Source organism: Streptomyces sp. NPDC048504 (assembly GCF_043200035.1).
Lineage (GTDB): Bacteria > Actinomycetota > Actinomycetes > Streptomycetales > Streptomycetaceae > Streptomyces.
In genome coordinates this window covers 19868-38205 of record NZ_JBICXA010000009.1, presented here as the reverse complement: position 1 = coordinate 38205, position 18338 = coordinate 19868, and the positions used below count along the sequence as shown (strand labels likewise).

The following is an 18338-nucleotide window of genomic DNA, read 5'->3' as shown; positions in this document are numbered from 1 at the left end:
CTGAGCCGTAATCGCAAGGAGTTCACGCCTGTGATACCGAGATGGCCGGCGCCCCGCACGCGCCGCACCGAGCGACGGAGAAGGGCCACGGGTGTCATCGTCGCCGCACTCCTCGCGGCGTTCGTCCAACCCCTCGCCGCCCACGCCGCGACCCCGCCCGCACCCCCGTCGGACGCCAAGCTGGCAGCCACACCCGCCCGGCACGACGACACCCGCGAGCAGTTCTACTTCGTGATGCCGGACCGGTTCGCCAACGGCGACACCGCCAACGACCAAGGCGGGCTGACCGGTTCACGTCTCAGCACCGGCTACGACCCCACCGACAAGGGCTTCTACCAGGGCGGCGACCTCAAGGGCCTGACAAGGAAGCTCGACTACATCAAGGGCCTCGGCACCACCGCCATCTGGATGGCCCCGATCTTCAAGAACCAGCCCGTACAGGGCACGGGGAGCGACGCCTCCGCCGGCTACCACGGTTACTGGATAACGGACTTCACCCAGGTCGACCCGCACTTCGGCACCAACAAGGACCTGGCGACCCTCATCTCCAAGGCGCACGCCAAGGGCATGAAGGTCTTCTTCGACGTCATCACCAACCACACCGCCGACGTCGTCGACTACGAGGGCAAATCCTACGACTACCTCTCCAAGGGCGCGTTCCCGTACCTGACCAAGGACGGGCAGCCCTTCGACGACGCCGACTACGCGGACGGTACGAAGACGTTCCCCGCCGTCTCCACCGCCTCCTTCCCGAAGACCCCGACCGTCCACGCCGGCAAGACGGACGCCAAGGTCCCGTCCTGGCTCAACGACCCGACGATGTACCACAATCGGGGCGACTCGACCTACGTCGGCGAGAACGCCACCTACGGCGACTTCTCCGGCCTCGACGACCTGTGGACCGAACGCCCCGAGGTCGTCAGCGGCATGGAGAAGATCTACGAGAAGTGGGTCCGTGACTTCGACGTCGACGGCTTCCGCATCGACACCGTCAAGCACGTCGACATGGACTTCTGGACCCAGTGGGCCACCGCGCTCGACAACTACGCGGCGCGGCACGGCCGTAGGAACTTCTTCATGTTCGGCGAGGTCTACTCCGCCGACACGTCGGTCACTTCGCCGTACGTCACCCAGGGCCGCCTCGACGCGACGCTCGACTTCCCCTTCCAGGACGCGGCCCGCGCCTACGCCTCCCAGGGCGGCAGCGCGCAGAAGCTCGCGAGTGTCTTCGGCGACGACTACAAGTACACGACCGACAAGGCGAACGCGTACGAGCAGGTCACCTTCCTCGGCAACCACGACATGGGCCGCATCGGCTACTTCCTCGACCAGGACAACCCGAAGGCCACCGACGCCCAACTCCTCGCCAAGGACAGGCTCGCCAACGAGCTGATGTTCCTCAGCCGCGGCAACCCCGTCGTCTACTACGGCGACGAACAGGGCTTCACCGGCTCCGGCGGCGACAAGGACGCCCGCCAGACGATGTTCGCGTCGAAGGTCGCCGACTATCTCGACGACGACGAGATCGGCACCGACCGGACGGCCGCCAGTGACTCGTACGACTCAACTGCCCCGCTGTACAAGGAGATTGCCGCTCTCTCGAAGCTGCGCACGGACAACCCCGCCCTCACCGACGGCGTCCAGACCGAGCGCTACGCGGCCGACGGCGCCGGTGTCTATGCCTTCACACGGACGGGCACGGGATCGGACAAGAACGAGTACGTCGTCGCCCTCAACAACGCCGACTCGGCCAAGACGGTGACCTTCGCGACCGGTTCGCCGGACATGAAGTACCGGGGGATCTACGGCACTTCGGCCACCGCGACGAGCAGCGCCGACAACAAGGTCACCGTCACCGTCCCGGCCGGTGCCGCGATCGTCCTCAAGGCGGCCGGAGTTCTCGCCAAGCCCGTCACCAAGCCCACGATCACCCTCAAGGCCCCGGACGCCGGAGCCACCGGCACCGTCGAGTTGAGCGCCGACGTCACCGGCGGTCAGCTCAACCGGGTCGTCTTCGCCGCCCAGACCGGCAACGGCAAGTGGCAGACGCTGGGCTCCGCCGACCACGCCCCGTACAAGGTCACGCAGGTGATCGGGAATGACGTACCGGCCGGAACGGCCCTGCGGTACAAGGCAGTTGTCGTCGACTCGACCGGCCGCACGGCGAGTGCGACGGCCGTCTCCACCGCCGGCACCCCGCCCGCCGAAGAGATCCCCACCGCATCCTCGCGCGACTACGCGGTGGTCCACTACAAGCGCACCGACGGCGACTACGACAACTGGGGCCTGTACGCCTGGGGCGACCTCGCCGACGGCGAGGCGACGACGTGGCCCGCGAGCCATCCCTTCGTCGGGCGGGACGCCTACGGGGCCTTCGCCTACGTCAAGTTGAAGCCCGGCGCGACGAACGTCAGCTTCCTGGTGATCGACAAGGACGGCACCAAGGACGTCTCCGCGGACCGTTCGATCGACGTCACGCAGACCGGCGAGGTGTGGATCGAGCAGGGCAAGGAGGCCGTACAGACGCAGCGGCCCGACTACCCGGCGCAGGACACCACCAAGGCCGTCATCCACTACCACCGCGCCGACGGCGACTACACCGGCTGGGGGCTGCACGTCTGGACGGGTGCCGCGAGCCCTACGGACTGGTCGAGCCCGCTGCAGCCGGTGAAGACTGACGCGTATGGCGCTGTCTTCGAGGTACCGCTCAACTCCGGTGCCACCAGCCTCAGTTACATCATCCACAAGGGTGACGAGAAGGACCTCTCCGCCGACCAGTCACTGGACATCAAGACCAACGGCAACGAGGTCTGGCTCTTGAACGGCCAGGAGAAGTACCTCCTGCCACAGCCGGCGGGCAGTGCGGCGGCCCTCGACCTGACCACCTCCAAGGCGGTCTGGATCGACCGGGACACGGTCGCCTGGAACGGCTCCGACGCGGCTGCCTCCACCCAGCTCGTGTACTCCCACGACGGTTCGATCGCCGTGAAGGACGGCACGCTGACGAGCGACGACGAGCGGTGGCTGCGGCTGTCCAAGACCACGCTCACCGACGCCCAGAAGGCCAAGTTCCCCTATCTGAAGGACTATTCGGCCTGGTCCGTCGACCCACGTGATCGAGGCCGCGTGAGAGAGGCCTTGGGTGGGCAGCTCGTCGCCTCCCAACGAGCCGTGAACGGCGCGGCGTTGGCGGCCACAGGCGTGCAGATCGCCGGAGTGCTCGACGACCTGTACGGCTCCGCGACCAAGGCCGACCTCGGCCCGACCTTCCACAACGGCCGTCCCACGCTGGCCGTTTGGGCGCCGACCGCGCAGTCCGTCGAGCTCGACCTCGACGGCTCGCTCAAGAAGATGAGCCGTGATGCCGGCACCGGCGTCTGGTCCGTCACCGGTCCCGCCTCCTGGAAGAACAAGCCGTACCGGTACGTCGTGAAGGTGTGGGCGCCGACCGTCCAGAAGGTCGTCACCAACGAGGTCACCGACCCCTACTCGGTCGCCCTCACCACCGACTCGAAGCGCAGCCTCGTCGTCGACCTCGCCGACAAGTCCCTTGCCCCGAGCGGCTGGTCGACCCTGAAGAAGCCGAAGGCGGTGGCACTGAAGGACGCGGAGATCCAGGAGCTGCACATCCGCGACTTCTCCGTCGCGGACAAGACGGTTCCCGCGAAGGACCAAGGGACCTACCTCGCCTTCACGGACAAGAACAGCGACGGCTCGAAGCACCTGCGCGCGCTGGCCGAGTCCGGGACGTCGTACGTGCATCTGCTGCCCGCCTTCGACATCGCCACCATCCCGGAGAAGAAGTCCGAGCAGGCGACCACGGACTGCGATCTCGCCTCCTATGCCGCCGACTCGGAGCAGCAGCAGGCGTGCGTGGCGGCCGTCGCCGCGAAGGACGCCTACAACTGGGGTTACGACCCTTACCACTTCACGGTCCCCGAGGGTTCGTACGCGACCGACCCGGACGGCACCGGTCGTACCGTCGAGTTCCGCGAGATGGTCAAGTCGCTGAACGAGGACGGGCTCCGGGTCGTCATGGACGTGGTCTACAACCACACGGCGGCCAGCGGGCAGGCGGACACCTCGGTGCTGGACAAGATCGTGCCGGGCTACTACCAGCGGCTGTTGGCCGACGGCAGCGTGGCGAACTCCACCTGCTGTGCCAACACGGCCACCGAGAACGCCATGATGGGCAAGCTCGTCGTCGACTCCGTGGTCACCTGGGCCAAGGAGTACAAGGTCGACGGCTTCCGCTTCGACCTCATGGGGCACCAGCCGAAGGCCAACATCCTCGCCGTACGCAAGGCGTTGGACGCGCTGACCCTCGCAAAGGACGGCGTCGACGGCAAGAAGATCATCATGTACGGCGAGGGATGGAACTTCGGCGAGGTCGCCGACGACGCCCGCTTCGTGCAGGCCACGCAGAAGAACATGGCCGGCACCGGCATCGCGACCTTCTCCGACCGGGCCCGGGACGCCGTACGCGGCGGCAGCCCCTTCGACGAGGACCCGGGGGTGCAGGGCTTCGCCTCGGGGCTCTACACCGACCCCAACTCCTCTACGGCCAACGGCACTTCGGCCGAGCAGAAGGCCCGCCTCCTGCACTACCAGGACCTCATCAAGGTCGGCCTGAGCGGCAACCTCGCCGCGTACCGGTTCACGGACACCGACGGTAAGGACGTCACCGGCGCCGAGATCGACTACAACGGCGCTGCCGCCGGCTACGCGGACGCGCCCGGCGACGCCCTCGCCTACGTGGACGCGCACGACAACGAGTCGCTGTTCGACGCGCTGACCTACAAGTTGCCCGCCACGACGAGCGCCGCCGACCGGGCGCGGATGCAGGTCCTCGCGATGGCCACGGCGACCCTCTCGCAGGGGCCGTCCCTCTCTCAGGCCGGGACCGACCTGCTGCGCTCCAAGTCCCTGGACCGCAACTCGTTCGACAGCGGCGACTGGTTCAACGCGATCCACTGGAACTGCGCGGACGGCAACGGCTTCGGGCTGGGCCTGCCGATGGCGGCCGACAACACGTCCAAGTGGACTTACGCGAAAGGCCTGTTGACGTCGGTCAAGGTCGGCTGCGGGCAGATCGACGGGGCCTCGGCCGCGTACCAGGATCTGCTGAAGATCCGTACGACCGAGCCCGTGTTCTCGCTCGACACGGCCGGGCAGGTGCAGTCGGAGATGTCCTTCCCGCTGTCCGGGAAGGACGAGACGCCCGGGGTGATCACCATGGAACTCGGTGATCTGGTGGTCGTGTTCAACGCGACGCCGAGCGCGCAGGAGCAGAAGGTGGGCTCCCTCGCCGGTACCGGATACCGGCTGCACCCGGTGCAGGCGGCCGGTGCGGACGCCACCGTGAAGTCGGCCTCGTACGCGAAGGTTTCGGGCACCTTCGTCGTTCCGGGGCGCACTGTGGCGGTATTCACCCGGACACCCTGAAAGCGCATTACCGTAGTGGGGCAGGCTGCGGACACCGGCCTGCCCCACCGGTGTGTCAAAGGGCCAGGTCTGAGAAATGGACGTCAACGGCAAACTGACGCATGCGACCGTGCTGGTCGTGGACGACGAGCCGGCGAGCCGGTTCGCGGTCGAAAGCGTGCTGAGCCGCGCGGGGCACAGGGTCCTCGCGGTCGGCAGCGGCGCCGAGGCGCTCGACGAACTCGATGTACGGCTGCGCAAGGGGAACCTGCCCGACGTAGCCCTGATCGACGTGAACCTGCCGGACATGAGCGGGTTCGAACTGTGCCGGCTGCTCAAGGAGCGGCCGCGCATGGCGGGCCTGCCGGTCGTGCACGTCTCGGCCCTCGCCGCGCCCCCGAGCGACCGCTGCCAGGCGCTCGACGCGGGCGACGAGGCCTTTCTCACGGTGCCCGCGGAGCCCGAGGAGATCGAGGCGGCGGTCCGGTCCGCGGTCCGCGCCGCCCGGCTGCGCGCCGACGACCAGGCGCTCGTACGGCGGCTGACCCTGCTGTCGGAGATGATCGTCACCATCCAGGCGGCGCGTTCCCTCCAGGAACTCGTCGACGTCGCCGCCGACGGCACCGCACGGCTCACCGGCACCCCCGCCGCCGTGTTCGTCCTCGACCGGGACGACCAGCTGTACCGCGGCCTGCCCCGGGACCGCACCGCGGTGGCGCTGCCGGGCGAGGACGCAGACCGGACGGTGGCCCGGCTGCTGCGGCGGCTCTCCCAGGGGCAGTCCGGGGTGCAGATCACCACGGTGCCCGCGCCGCTGTGGCCCACCGGGTTCTTCCGGCCCGGCGTGGAGCACGACGCCCGCCTCGCGCTGGTCCTCACCCACGAGGGCCGGGCGCCGGTCTGCCTCGCCGCCCCCACCCGCGGCCTGCGCCGGGTGGGCCCCGAGGCCGGCGCGCTGCTGGCCCAGCTCGCGCAGGCCACCGCGCTCGCCGCCGAACCGCTCCTCATGTACCAGGTCGAACGGCATGTCGCCCTCACCCTCCAGCGCAGCTTCCTGCCCACGCCGGACCGGCTGCCCGAAATCCCGGGCGTCGACGCGGTCGTACGGTACGTGCCCGCGTCCCAGGACACCGAGATCGGCGGCGACTTCTACGCCGTCCTCAAGGTCACCGGGGGAGTGCTGTTCGCGGTCGGCGACGTCGTCGGGCACTCGCTGGAGGCGGCCACCGTCATGGTGGAGATCCGGCACGCCCTGCGCGCCTACTGCGTCGACGAGAGCGACCCGGGCGTCCTCGCCGAGCGGCTGGACCGGATGCTCCAGCACTACCACCCGGAGACCACGGTCACCGTCTGCCTGGCCCTCGTCGCCCCGGACACCGGGCGCACCCTCATCGCCAACGCGGGCCACATCCCGCCCCTGATCATCCGGGACAACGGCAGCGCGGACTACGCCAAGGCGGCCGGCCCGCTGCTCGGCGTGGGCCTGTCCCATCCGGCGCCCACGGAACTGTTCCTCGAACCCACCGACCGGCTCCTCATGATCACCGACGGCCTCATCGAGACCCGGGGCACGGACATCTCCGTGTCGATGGAACACCTCCGCGCGGCCGCCTCCGGCGCGCTGCCGGGTCTGGACGCCCTGTGCGACACCCTGCTCGACTGCTTCGGTGTCGACCGGGACGACGACATCGCGATGCTGGCGCTACGGCTGGGGTGAGCCCGTGGGGAGCTAGGGTGAGCCCGTTGTTGGCTGAGAAACAGGAGCGCCTGATGCCGCAGATCACCGTCGACCACTCCCACACGATCTCCTTCGACCAGGACGGTTTCGCCCGTGCGCTGCACGAGGCGGTCGTCGAGATCGCGGCCGCGAAACCGGAGGCGTGCAAGACCCAGTTCCGCCCGAGCGAGTACACGGCCTTCGGGTACGAGGGTCTCGACGAGCTGGGACACACCGTCGTCCACGTCACCCTCGGCCTGCTCGCCGGACGCACCGAGGAGACCAAGGCCAAGCTGACCGAGAAGGTCCTGGACCTCCTCCGCGAGTACATCGACGAGGACGGCTCCGTCCTGCACGCCTCGGCCGAGGTGCGCGAACTGGACGCGTCCTACCGGAAGTTCGAGCGCTAGGTCTTGTTGTACGGCTGCTAGGACGCCAGCGCGATCAGCCGGGCGACGAGGTCGGTGAACGGCCCGTCGCCCGGCTCGTTCCGGAGGGACTCGCGCAGCAGCGCGGCCAGTTCGTCGTCGTAGGCCGCGCTCACCGCCGCCAACGCCCCGAAGTCGTGCACGAGTTGGCGTTCCAGATCGGTGCGCGGGATGCGTCGGCCGTCCAGCCAGATCAGGGCCGTCGACTCGACCAGCGATATCCAGGAGCGGATCATCAACTCCAGCCGGGCGGGCGGCTGTTCGACCTTCATGTGGGACAGGATCTGGAGATACGCGGCCTGCCGCACCCCGTCGACCAACGCGTTGGTGGTGGACGAGCCGACCGCCGGACCGCCGCGCATCAGCGCCGCGAAACCGGGCCCGTGGTCGTCCACGAAGTCGAAGAACCGGCCCATCACCCGCAGCAGCCGTCCCCCCAGCGAGCCCTCCTGGGCGACCACGAACCGCCCGGCGAGATCGTCCGAGGCGCGCTGCAACGCGGCCTCGTACAGGCTGAGTTTGCCGGGAAAGTAGTGGTAGACCAGCGGCCGGGAAATGCCCGCGGCCGCGGCTATCTCGTCGATGGAGACCTCGTCGGGCGAGCGATGGCTGAACAGGTCGAGAGCGACGCCGATCAACTGCTGTCGCCGTTCCTCGACTCCCATCCTGCGGCGAACCCCGGTAGTCATGCGAACACCTTACCGATCCGTTCCGGCCCCGAACGGACCGGACCGACAGGGTTGTTCACATCACCTCATCACAAATCCAGCACCAGACGCTCACTTCGGGCCCGTGACACGCAGATCAACATCGAGTCGGCCCGCTCGCCGTCGGTCAGCAACTCGTCCCGATGCTCCACTTCCCCTTCCAGCACCCGCTGTTGGCAGGTCCCGCAGAATCCCTGTTCGCAGGAGTAGAGGGTGTTCGGCAGCTCCGCACGGACGGCCGCGAGCACCGTGGAGTCGGCGGGCACGGTCAACGTCCGCCCGCTGCGCCGGAGTTCGACCTCGAAGGCCACGTCGCCGCGGTTGCCGTCCGGTGCGGTCCGGGGTGCGAAGCGTTCGAGGCGTACGTCCGGGAAGCGCTCCGCGACGGATGCCATCAGCCCCTCCGGCCCGCAGCAGTAGACCACCGCTTCGTCGGGTACGTCGGCCAACTCCCCGTCCAGATCGGGCAGTCCGGCCACGACGGTCACCCGGTCCGCGCCGAGTTCCTCGATCTCGGCCAGGAACGGCATCGACTCCCGCGTCCGACCGGCGTACAGCAGGCGCCAGTTGACGCCCTCGGGCAGCGCCCGCAGCATCGGCAGCACCGGGGTGATCCCGATCCCTCCGACGACGAAGACGTATGCGGGCGCCTCGACGAGCGGGAAGCGATTGCGCGGCCCCCGTACCTCCAACTCCGCGCCCACCCACACCTGTTCGTGCACCTCGCGCGACCCGCCCCGCCCGTCCCCGACCAGCCGCGTCGCGACCGTGTAGGACGAGGTGTCCGCCGGGTCCCCGCACAGCGAGTACTGCCGCACCAGCCCGGAAGGCAGCACCAGATCGATGTGCGCCCCGGGCTCCCACTGCGGCAAGTCCCTTCCCTCCAGGCGCAGTTGTACGACGCCCTCGGCCACCGTCTCCCGCGCGGCGACCCGGAGTCTCAGTGCGCGTGTGCGCGGCCGGCCGGAGATCGGCGGGTCCAGCGCGGGCAGCGGCCACAGGGGCGAGGCCCGCACCCGGCGCCGTAGCGCACGGCGGGTGAGGAGCGCGGCGCCGGCCAGGACGGCGACGGTGAGGGGCTTCGGCACTACTCCGCCCTCTTCTCGGCGGCCACCGCGGCGGGCGAGGACGCGAGGTAGGCGACGGCCTGCTCGGTGCTGCCCTCCTGCGAGGGGTGGTAGGCGCGGCTCAGGTAGCGGGGTATGGACCTGAGCATGTCCCGGGTGGCGGGCAGGGTGCCGCGTTTCCCGGCGACGTAGAAGTCCTTGAAGCTCGCGTGGGCGTCGACGAGGGTCGGGTCGTTCGCCATGAAGAAGCGGGACCCGCGCTGCCACAGGAAGATCAGGGCGGCGAACGCGGTTGCCCAGGTCCGGGCGCGCCGCCGGTAGCTGCCGTCGACGTGCGTGAAGAGGTCGAAGGCGACGGACCGGTGCTCGACCTCCTCGGCGCCGTGCCAGCGCAGCAGGTCCAGCATGGTCGGATCGGCCCCGCGCCGGTCCAACTCCTCGGCGTTCAGCACCCAGTTGCCGAGGAACGCGGTGTAGTGCTCGATCGCCGCGATGATCGCGACCCGCTCCAGCAGCCACCACCTCCGGGCCTTGCCCGGGGGCAGCGTGCGGTCGCCGAGCAGCTTCTCGAAGAACCAGTCGACCTGTGCGGTGTACGGCGTCGGGTCGAGCCCCAACTCCTTGAGGTGCGGGAGGACTTCGTCGTGCGCCTGGGAGTGCATCGCCTCCTGGCCGATGAACCCGATGACGTCCGCGCGGAGTTGCTCGTCCCGGATGAGCGGCAGCACCTGCTTGTAGACGTGCACGAACCACCGCTCACCGGCGGGCAGCAGCAGATGCAGCACGTTGATCGTGTGCGTGGTGAACGGGTCGCCGGGCACCCAGTGCAGCGGGGTGCCCTCCCAGGAGAAGGACACCTTTCGGGCCTTGAGCGGCGTGTTAGACATGGCGTCAATGTACTGACGGGTAAGTCTCTGGGGAAGCCTTGTGCGGAGACTTGTTGACGCGAATGTCAGCGAGCTGGCGATCGAGTGCCGGCTGAGGTCAGCACCCTAGGGGCGCGGGGAACTGCGCGCCCAGCCACAACGGACCCGCACCCGACGACGCACCCGCGCAGCGGAGCGCTAACGCAGGCCCGCGATCGTAGTGCCGTCGTCCAGAATCCCCTTCAACTCGGCCTGAACACCCTGCTTGGTCTTCACGGCGAGCAGTGCACCCCGAGCCGAGCCATTGACCCCGCCGGTCGCACTCACCGCCTCCGTGCCCTTACTACCCGCCGCCAACAGGTACCAGTGCCCCGCCGCCGACTTCCACAGCACCCCGGCCAGCACATGCGGATCACGCGCCCCGCACGCCGGCACCCCCTGCGCCTTCGCGGCGACCGCGCCGTACGTCCCGCCCGGTGTGCGGAACTGTGCCAGCACCCGCTCGCCGCCGCCCTGCCAGGTCTCGGCCCGGGTGCACACCCAGTCCGCCGCGCCGCTCGCGTCGGGCAGCGGCTGCTGGGCGAACTGCCAGGCGTTCACGGTCCGTACGCCGAGCGAGCGCATCGCGCCGAGGGAGCAGGCGAAGGGCGCCCAGGCGTGCTGGGCCGCAGCGCCGGACACCTCGTGGACCGAGCCGGGGCGGCCTGCGGTGAGGTGCGCCGGGACCAGTTCGCCGAGGTCGCTCATCAGGCGAGTGGTGCCGGTGTCGTCGGTCAGCTGGAGCACGTTCCACGACGTGCACGCGCCGGTCGCCTGCGCGGGGCTGGCCAGCGGCGAGGTGATCCCGTCGGTGACGGTCATGGGCAGCGCGCCGGCGTTCGGCTTCTGCAGGTCGCGCTCGGCCGCCTTCTTCACCCAAGGGGCCGTCAGATAACGGACGTTGCCGTCGGCGCGGTCCAGGACCACCGCGTCCGACTCGGACCCGGTCGCGCCGTCGACGCGCGCGAAGTCCAGCGCCGCCCCCTTGGTGCCGTCCTTCGGTTCGGCGTAACGGGCGATGCGCAGACCGTCGTAGAGGATCACCACGCGCGCGTTGTCGACCGTGCCGGCGTAGAGGAGCTGGGGCGGGCCCGCCGGGCCGCCGGAGGGGGTGCCGGGGGTGGCCGAGACCTGGACGGACTCGCCGGGGCGGGCCCAGACGGCGAGGGCGCGGCGCAGCAGGGCGGTGTCCTCGGTGAGGTCGCCGCGGGCGGGCCAGACGGAGAAGTCCTCGCGTGCGGAGGACTGCCACGCGGTGGGCGCGATCCTGATCAACTTGCCTGGATTCAGGGCGGCTTGGGACGCCGGGTTCTGCGCGTAGGCGGGTGCGGCGGCGCCGTCCGGGCCCCAGCCGCCGCCGGGCATCGCGAGCAGCGCGCCGCACACGGCGACGGCCGCCGCGGCGGCGAGCGCGGCCTTGCCGTGCTGGCGGCGGCGCATCAGGTCGGTGGGCCGCGCGTGCAGCGAACAGGGGTCGAACTCGGGGGAGTTGAGGAGTTCGTACTGCGCGGGCGTCTCGTCGGCCTCGCTCAGCGCCTCGTCCACCTCGTCGACCCCGGCCGCCGCGAGCACCCTGCGTACGTCGCCGTCGGGCAGCTTCTCCAGGCCACGCAGCACGTACACCGCGCGGGCCGGGCCGGACAGCGCCGACAGCCGCTGGTCCAGGGCGAGTTCGTCGGCGCCGCCCGAGCGCGGGAAGAGCCGTAGGCCCCGCACCTGGGGGAGCAGCGGCGGGAGCTGGGACCGCTTGGGCCATGCGCGGAACGACAGCGGGAGGCCCGCCTCCAGCGCCGTACGGACGACCCGGAGACGGACGAAGGCATAGCCGGGGTCGCCGTCGCGGCCGGTCGACTGGGCCGGGATCACGGACGCGGACGCGCGGCCTCTGGGCAGGGCGCGCTGGGTGAGGGCGTGCGCGGTCAGGACGCGCCGGTTGCGGCCGAGGCTCGGGGGGAGCACGAGATAGGCGAGCCGGACGAGCCGTGGATAGTGCTCGACGAGCGCGGCCTCGGCCTGTTCGACATCGACGACCGGGTCGGTGGGTGAAGCTGCGGGGCGCTTGGCGACATCCTGTGACTGCACGTTCAGCAAAACGAGCGAATGGTGAGTTGGTCACCGCCGCCCGGGCGGCTCAGGCCTCGGGCTCGACCAGGGCCCGCGCGTAGTTCGCCATCGACCGCTGGTAGCGCGGGAGATGGGGCGCGAGGGCGCCCAGCACGAGGGACAGGCCCTCGCGGTCGCGACCCACACTGGACAGACACAGGGCGAGGCACGCGCGGACCGCGTCGTCCAACTCGTCCGAGGGGCCGTCGAGTTCGGGCGTGAGCAGCTTGACGCCCTCCTCCGCCTGCCCGATGTTCCGCAGCGAACTGGATAGTTGGATCTTCGCCCGGCGTCCCTTGTAGCCGTCAAGCCCGCGCGCGAGCGCCTCCCGGTACAGCGGAACGGCCTGGTCGGAATGTCCGGTGGAGTCCCAGGCGCAGGCCTGTTCGAACGGCCGTAGCGGACTGCCGTCCGGCAGCTCGGCGACGAGCGCGTCGATCAGGGCACGGAACTCGGCCGCCCTCTCCTCGGGATAGTCGTCGAAGGTCGCCCAGGCGGCGGTCACGCGGTCTTCCCAGCCCTGATCCACATCTTGATCCATGGGCGTCACCTTCGCACACGCGTCCAGCCGAGGACCATGGATTTGAGCGCGGGGCCCCTCCGGGCCGTATCGGATGGGACGGCCCCTCGCCGGGGTTCGCTGCGGCATGCTTGTGTTGACCGGACGACCGGAGGAACGACAGATGAGGCTGACCCGACCGATGCTCGCGGTGGCCGGTGCCACGGCGGCGCTGGCGCTGGTGGGCTGCGGCGCCGACACCAAGGCCGCGACCATTCCGACGGCGGCCACCGGCAGCCTGGAGAGCCTGGCGGCCAAGGTGAAGTGCACGCCCGACATCCAGACCGACGCCGACGAACTCCGCCAGGCCATCTGCAAGATGAGCTACGGCAAGTTCGTCCTCGCGACCTTCGCCACCGACCGCGGCCAGCGCGAGTGGATCAACGACGCCAAGGACTACGGCGGTTTCTACCTCGTCGGCCGCAAGTGGGTCGCCGTGGGCACCGACAAGATCGTCAAGAAGCTCCAGCTGACGCTCGGCGGCGACGAGGAGATCGGCACCGACCACTCGAAGCACACCAGCTGAACTCCCGTACGGACGAACGAAAGCGGGCGGTGGGAGACTCCCACCGCCCGCTTTCGTACCACCGGGTTCTACCGGCTGGCTGCGCTCACTAGCACTTCTTGCCGGTGTTGATGCAGTTGGCGATCGTCGCCGCCAGGTTGTTCTTGGTGACGCTGATGAAGTCGTCGTGGTCGGTCGAAGCCTTGTGCAGCTGCTCCGGGAAACCGTCCACGGCGTAGGCGTTCTTCACCGTGCCGTCCGCCTGGATGGTGGGCGGCGTGATCTTGTAGACCAGGCGCATCGTCAGCTGCGGGATGGCCTTGAAGCCGTTCCCGCAGACACCGCTCGCCGGGTCCGCGAAGGCCACGTGCGTACGGTGGTTGGCGCTGTCGATGTTCACGCCGTCCCAGCAGCTCTGGAACGCGAAGGTGCGGACCACGTTGCTGCCCTGCGGGCAGATCGGGTACTGCTCCGTCAGCTGGACCTTGTTCTCGAAGCCGGTGCAGCTCCAGTGCGCGTTGGCGTTCGCCAGACCGTTGGTGAGGGTCTTGGCGTCACCGGTGATGATGCGCAGGAACTGCGGCATCGCGACGACCTTGCTGGCCGGCGAACCGACGTACTTGATCTGCGCCGACTGCGGGGTCAGGATCTTGCCGACGTTGCCTTCCTTGCCACCGCCGAGCGCGTTCGCGTCGAACTCCTGCGAGCCGTCCTGCACACGCACGACCGGCCAGTAGTACGCCGAGAGGTCACTCTGGTTCTGGCAGCTGGAGGGGGCGGCCAGCAGCGAGTCGTTCGTGGAGAACGCGTTGACCTTCTGGTTGCCGACGTAGTCGTGCTCGTGGTGCGCGCCGTTGGTCACGCCGGGCGCCACGATGACGTTGTCGGTGTTGTGGTTCTTGTTCGCGTTGACACCGCACCTGGTGGTGAACGAACCGGTCGAAGCCTGGCCGCTGTTCTGCGGCTTCGCCAGCACGTTGTTCGCCACCTTCGTGATGTCCACGAAGTCGGCCGCCGTCGGGCCGTTGCCGGCCTGGCCGCCGTTGTTGGCGGGGGGCGCCGCGGAGGCGCTGGCACTCGCGCTCGGCGCCGCGGTGTTCTGACCGCCGTTGTTCTGGCCGCCGTTGTTGTTCTTGCCCCCGCCGTTGTTCTTGCCGCCGCCCGCCGTGGTGGTGTTGGTGGCGTTCTGCGTCGTACAGGCGGCGAGCTGCTTCAGCGCTGTCGCGTTGACGGTGCCGCCCACTCGCTGGATGTCGATGCGAATGCGGTCGATCGTCGCGGCCCGCTTCTCCTTGAGGGGGCCGACGATCGCGTTCTGCACGAAGCTCGCGTCATTCGCCTGGGCCTGACGCGTCGAGGCGAGCCGGGCGTAGGCCTCGGTGATCTGCTTGTCGAGGTTCGCCAGCTCGGTGGCGACACCCTGACGAGCCTTCTGCGGCACGTTCGTCAGCTGCTGGCCGACGTCCGGGCAGGCGATCGTGGCGACCTGCGCCGCGGCGGCCGCGGCCTTGGTCTGGTTCTGCCCCGACGAGTTGGACTCGTGCGCCGAAGCGTTCATCTGTGCCCAGAGCAGCCCGCCCCCACCGAGCGCTAGGGCAGCCGATGCGGCAATGGCCTTGGTGGCCAGCGGCGTACGGCGTTTACGATCATTGCGTCCCATGGAACTCCTCTGACTTCCTTGCGGGGCAGCGAGGCGCCCGACAGGAGTGAAGCGGCGCCCTTTGATACGCAGGGGGTCCCAGGAGTGTTCAGCCGTCTCAGAAACTGATGAGAGATTCTTGGGTAAGTCCCCTCCCAACTGCCCTTTAAACACCAGCAGTTGTGATCGACTCACAGGTAGTGCTCAGCGTCCCTGGTCCAAATAGGCCAATACCGCCAGCACGCGTCGATTGTCATCGTCCGAGACTTCCAGCCCCAGTTTGGCGAAAATATTGGACGTGTGCTTCCCGATTGCCCGTTCCGTGACGACGAGTTGTCCCGCGATCGCCGCGTTCGACCGCCCCTGCGCCATCAGTTCCAGCACCTCGACCTCCCGCGGCGTCAACCGCCCCAGCGGCCGGTCGTCGGCGGCCCGCCGCGCCAGCAACTGCTGGATGACCTGCGGATCCATCACCGTCCCACCCCCTGCCACCCTCCGCACGGCATCCACGAACTGCTCGGCGTCGAACACCCGGTCCTTCAGCAGATAGCCCACCCCGCCGGTCCCGTCGGCGAGCAACTCCCGCGCGTACAACTGCTCCACGTGCTGCGACAGCACCAGCACCGGCAACCCCGGCCGCTCCCGTCGCGCCCGCAACGCGCACTGCAGCCCCTCGTCGGTGTGCGTGGGCGGCAGCCGTACGTCGACCACGGCGACGTCGGGCGCCGACTCGGCCAGCGCCTTGGTGAGTTCGGGCCCGCTCTCCACCGCCGCGACGATCTCGAAGTCGTAGGCCTCCAACAGCCGCACCAGCCCGTCCCGCAGCAGGAACAGGTCTTCGGCTAGGACAACACGCACGGAATCTCCATGGTCACCATGGTGGGACCGCCCGCGGGACTGCTGACGGCCAGGACGCCGTCGAATGTACCCAGCCGCCGCTCGACCCCGGAGAGCCCCGACCCGCCCCCGACCACCGCGCCACCCCGCCCGTTGTCGGTGACGGAGACCCTCAACGCCCCTTCCGCATACCGCATGTCGACCCAGATCCGGTCGGCACCGGAGTGCTTCACGGCGTTGGTGAGCACCTCACTCACGGCGAAATAAGCGGCCGACTCGACCGGCGCGTCGGCCCGCCCACCCCCGAGCTCCGCCGACACCTCGGTCGGCACCGGCATCCGCAACGCCAACGCCCGTACGGCATCCCCGAGTCCACGCTCCGCCAGCACCGGCGGATGAATCCCCCGAACGAGATCACGCAGCTCGTCGAGGGCCTCGACGGAGGACTGCCGGGCCCGGGCGAGCAACTCCCTTGCCTTGGCAGGGTTCTTCTCCACCAGCGCCTCGATGGTCCCGAGATCCATCCCCATGGCGACCAGCCGGGCCTGCGCCCCGTCATGCAGATCCCGCTCGATCCGCCGCAACTCGGCAGCCGAACCGTCCACCGCATCCCGCCGCGTCTCCGTCAACACCCGTACCCGCTCGGCGAGTTCACCCTGCCCCGGGGCAAGGAGGGAACGCGTCAGCAGAAAGTGAACGCGGAGGAGGGGAAGGGTGAGAAAGAGGGAAGCGACGAGAATCCCGACCCCCAGAAGCCCCGCGAGCAGCGCACTGCCCTGCCCACCCACCGGCACGAACCCGTACCACCACCCCACATACGTTCCGTCCGTGAACACCCGCCACAACCCGAACGCCAACGCGAACCCCTCCAGCGGATAGAACACCAGAGCCGCAGGCACCAACGCGGTGACGAACCCGGCGACCATGTCGACAGGCAGCCACCGCAGATCCCGCCAGGTGGCGGGGTCACGGAGCATGCGGATGGTCCGGGTCCAGGGGAGCGCATCGGTGGGGATGGAGCGGTACGTCGTCGGAATACGCACCTCGCACCATTGCGCGCCGAGCAGCCGCCGCAGGTTCGCATGGGCGCGCACAGCACTGAGCACCCAGGGCGTGGTGAACAGCCCGACACCGAGCGGGACGGCCACAAGAGACACGACGGTCAGCACAAGGAGGACGAGCGACCCGGAGAGGGAGATGAGAGCGAGCCCAAGAGCACGCACCCCCGCCACGAGAACGCCCCGGGCCCGCCCACTCTCGCTTTTCGTGTCCATGAGCCCAGTCTCACGGAACAGCCAGGCCAGGTCACGGGGCCGGGCCACCGTGGTGGGGGTGTCGCTGGCAACACCGGCTGGCTTAGGTCCTTTAGGGGCGCGGGGAACTGCGCGACCAGCCCCAACGCGCCCGCAGACAACAAATCACCCCTCCAACGGCACCCCCAGCACCTTCGCCTCAACAACAGGGTCAAGCCCCGCCCCCGGCCGATCCCCCCGCTGCGGCGCGGAACCCCCGATCCCCTGCAACCAACTCCACGTATCGGCCACCGTCTCGTCGACAGAACGACAGCTCAGCCCGGTCGCAAGCGCCCGAGACACATCAGCCCGGTGGAGCGCGTCGTGCCCGTCACTACCCTCCGGCACCCACACCGGCAACTGAGTCCACGGCTCGATACCGGCCCCGAGCACGACTTCCGGCGAGGTCCAACGCAGCTCAGCCCCTCCACCGGTAACCCGCACACACGCGTCCAGGAGCGACCCCATCGTCGCGTGCCCCTGCGCGGAGATCAGGTTGTACGCCCCGCTCAACTCCCGCTCCACGGAACCCAGCAACCACTCCGCCAGATCCCGCACATCGACATACTGAAGCGCCAGATCCCGAGGCCCGGGCGCCAGCACCGGCCCGCCCCGCGCAACCCGCCCCAGCCACCACGGCAACCGCCCGATGTTCTCGTACGGCCCGAGAATGAGCCCGGCCCGGGCGAACACCGACCGCTCCGCCCCGAACGCCGCGAGCGCGGCCAGCTCCCCGCCCCGCTTGTCCCGCGCGTAATCGGTCTTGTCGGCGGAGGCCGAGGCCCCCTCGACGAGCGGCGCGTCCTCCCCGTACCCGGCAGGCGGCGCCCACGCGTACACGGAGCAGCTCGACACATACACGTACCGGCCCACCCGGTCGGCCAGCAGCCGCGCCGCGTCGTCGACCGCGCGCGGCGCCGCCGACCAGGTGTCGACCACGGCGTCCCACTCGCCCGAGGCCAACGCGGCGAGCCCACCAGGCGCGGTGCGGTCACCCCGCAACGCCCTTACCCCGGAAGGGGGTTCGTGGCGTCCCCGGTTGAGGACGGTCACCTCCCAGCCCCGGCCGAGGGCCGCCTCCACGACGGCCCGCCCCGCGAACTCCGTACCGCCCAGCACCAGAAGTCTCATACCGCCGACTCTGCCCGCGGGGCT

Annotated in this window: 13 protein-coding genes; 4 read left to right on the top strand and 9 right to left on the bottom strand. The window is 69.5% G+C overall.

Features of this window, described 5'->3' with window-relative positions:
• Positions 1-30 precede the first annotated feature (30 nt).
• From pulA to ACGFY9_RS22800, 3 genes are all read left to right on the top strand, one after another.
• Complete coding sequence (gene pulA, locus ACGFY9_RS22810) at positions 31-5445, top strand: pullulanase-type alpha-1,6-glucosidase (protein ID WP_393756770.1); 5415 nt, start codon at positions 31-33, stop codon at positions 5443-5445.
• A 76-nt stretch (positions 5446-5521) separates the two neighbouring features.
• Entirely contained in the window at positions 5522-7141 is a 1620-nt protein-coding gene (locus ACGFY9_RS22805) for a SpoIIE family protein phosphatase (protein ID WP_393756768.1), read from the top strand.
• Positions 7142-7194: 53 nt separating this feature from the next.
• Complete coding sequence (locus ACGFY9_RS22800; protein ID WP_393756766.1) at positions 7195-7551, top strand: 5-carboxymethyl-2-hydroxymuconate Delta-isomerase; 357 nt, start codon at positions 7195-7197, stop codon at positions 7549-7551.
• Positions 7552-7568: 17 nt separating this feature from the next.
• On the opposite strand, the gene ACGFY9_RS22795 is transcribed toward ACGFY9_RS22800, so the two are convergent.
• From ACGFY9_RS22795 to ACGFY9_RS22775, 5 genes are all read right to left on the bottom strand, one after another.
• Entirely contained in the window at positions 7569-8258 is a 690-nt protein-coding gene (locus ACGFY9_RS22795; RefSeq protein WP_393756764.1) for a TetR/AcrR family transcriptional regulator, read from the bottom strand.
• A 68-nt stretch (positions 8259-8326) separates the two neighbouring features.
• A complete protein-coding gene (locus tag ACGFY9_RS22790) occupies positions 8327-9364 on the bottom strand; it encodes a PDR/VanB family oxidoreductase (protein WP_393756762.1) in 1038 nt (345 codons plus the stop codon).
• A complete protein-coding gene (locus ACGFY9_RS22785; RefSeq protein WP_393756760.1) occupies positions 9364-10230 on the bottom strand; it encodes a metal-dependent hydrolase in 867 nt (288 codons plus the stop codon). The genes ACGFY9_RS22790 and ACGFY9_RS22785 overlap by 1 nt, the downstream gene beginning before the upstream one ends.
• 177 nt (positions 10231-10407) lie before the next feature.
• Positions 10408-12330, bottom strand: a complete 1923-nt coding sequence (locus ACGFY9_RS22780) for a hypothetical protein (RefSeq protein ID WP_393756758.1) — start codon at positions 12328-12330, stop codon at positions 10408-10410.
• Between the two features lie 49 nt (positions 12331-12379).
• Positions 12380-12892: a tetratricopeptide repeat protein gene (locus ACGFY9_RS22775; protein ID WP_393756756.1), complete on the bottom strand. Its 513-nt coding sequence runs from the start codon at positions 12890-12892 to the stop codon at positions 12380-12382.
• A gap of 142 nt (positions 12893-13034) precedes the next feature.
• On the opposite strand from ACGFY9_RS22775, the gene ACGFY9_RS22770 reads away from it, so the two are divergent.
• Positions 13035-13436: a hypothetical protein gene (locus ACGFY9_RS22770; protein ID WP_043682399.1), complete on the top strand. Its 402-nt coding sequence runs from the start codon at positions 13035-13037 to the stop codon at positions 13434-13436.
• 88 nt (positions 13437-13524) lie between these two features.
• Here the strand turns inward: ACGFY9_RS22770 and ACGFY9_RS22765 are convergent, their stop codons facing one another.
• From ACGFY9_RS22765 to ACGFY9_RS22750, 4 genes are all read right to left on the bottom strand, one after another.
• Positions 13525-15075 carry a DUF1996 domain-containing protein gene (locus ACGFY9_RS22765; RefSeq protein ID WP_393756754.1) on the bottom strand — a complete coding sequence of 517 codons (1551 nt, stop codon included), beginning with the start codon at positions 15073-15075 and terminating at the stop codon, positions 13525-13527.
• 183 nt (positions 15076-15258) lie between these two features.
• Positions 15259-15912, bottom strand: a complete 654-nt coding sequence (locus ACGFY9_RS22760) for a response regulator transcription factor (RefSeq protein ID WP_318015915.1) — start codon at positions 15910-15912, stop codon at positions 15259-15261.
• Positions 15897-17165, bottom strand: coding sequence for a sensor histidine kinase (locus ACGFY9_RS22755; protein WP_393756752.1), 1269 nt, complete (start codon positions 17163-17165; stop codon positions 15897-15899). Before ACGFY9_RS22755 ends, ACGFY9_RS22760 begins: the two co-directional genes overlap by 16 nt.
• 144 nt (positions 17166-17309) lie before the next feature.
• The gene (locus tag ACGFY9_RS22750) at positions 17310-18314 is read right to left on the bottom strand and encodes an NAD-dependent epimerase/dehydratase family protein (RefSeq protein ID WP_393756750.1); all 1005 of its coding nucleotides are present in this window, start codon (positions 18312-18314) and stop codon (positions 17310-17312) included.
• Positions 18315-18338: the final 24 nt, after the last annotated feature.

Excerpts from the sequence above, each read along its gene's own strand:
- ACGFY9_RS22805 (WP_393756768.1), top strand. The coding sequence starts at position 5,522 with ATGGACGTCAACGGCAAACTGACGCATGCGACCGTGCTGGTCGTGGAC.
- ACGFY9_RS22800 (WP_393756766.1), top strand. The coding sequence starts at position 7,195 with ATGCCGCAGATCACCGTCGACCACTCCCACACGATCTCCTTCGACCAG.
- ACGFY9_RS22795 (WP_393756764.1), bottom strand. The coding sequence starts at position 8,258 with ATGACTACCGGGGTTCGCCGCAGGATGGGAGTCGAGGAACGGCGACAG.
- ACGFY9_RS22785 (WP_393756760.1), bottom strand. The coding sequence starts at position 10,230 with ATGTCTAACACGCCGCTCAAGGCCCGAAAGGTGTCCTTCTCCTGGGAG.
- ACGFY9_RS22775 (WP_393756756.1), bottom strand. The coding sequence starts at position 12,892 with ATGGATCAAGATGTGGATCAGGGCTGGGAAGACCGCGTGACCGCCGCC.
- ACGFY9_RS22770 (WP_043682399.1), top strand. The coding sequence starts at position 13,035 with ATGAGGCTGACCCGACCGATGCTCGCGGTGGCCGGTGCCACGGCGGCG.
- ACGFY9_RS22765 (WP_393756754.1), bottom strand. The coding sequence starts at position 15,075 with ATGGGACGCAATGATCGTAAACGCCGTACGCCGCTGGCCACCAAGGCC.
- ACGFY9_RS22755 (WP_393756752.1), bottom strand. The coding sequence starts at position 17,165 with ATGGACACGAAAAGCGAGAGTGGGCGGGCCCGGGGCGTTCTCGTGGCG.
- ACGFY9_RS22750 (WP_393756750.1), bottom strand. The coding sequence starts at position 18,314 with ATGAGACTTCTGGTGCTGGGCGGTACGGAGTTCGCGGGGCGGGCCGTC.